Source organism: Pseudomonas oryzicola (genome assembly GCF_014269185.2).
Lineage (GTDB): Bacteria > Pseudomonadota > Gammaproteobacteria > Pseudomonadales > Pseudomonadaceae > Aquipseudomonas > Aquipseudomonas oryzicola.
The window spans coordinates 1-319 of record NZ_JABWRZ020000016.1 but is presented as its reverse complement, the minus strand read 5'-3'; the positions used below and the strand labels follow the sequence as shown (position 1 = coordinate 319).

Here is a 319-nt window from a genome sequence, read left to right as displayed (position 1 = left end):
TCGATCGACAAGCACGGTGCGCTGACCTTCACCCTGAACGACGGCACCACCATCACCGTGCCGGCCAATGGCACGACCGGTTCGGCCACTGTCACCGCTCCGGATAACGTCTATGTCGGCACCAATGACCCTGTGATCAAATCGATCGCCTCGGTCAGCGGCACCGACGTCGGTAAGTTCGAGCAGCTGACTCTGGACAAGACCCCCGTCAGCACCACTGTCACCGACGAGCCAGGTACACCGGGCAATCCAGGCGGCAACAACGAAGGCGATCTGGTCAAGGTCACCATCACCGCCGACCAGCCTTCGGTGGCCGAGA

At 62.1% G+C, this 319-nt stretch carries 1 protein-coding gene; it reads left to right on the top strand.

Going from position 1 to position 319, the window contains the following annotated elements; all coding sequences use genetic code 11:
• Positions 1-319 (top strand): immunoglobulin-like domain-containing protein (locus tag HU760_RS24380; RefSeq protein WP_217858988.1); only part of this gene is annotated, 319 nt, incomplete at both ends.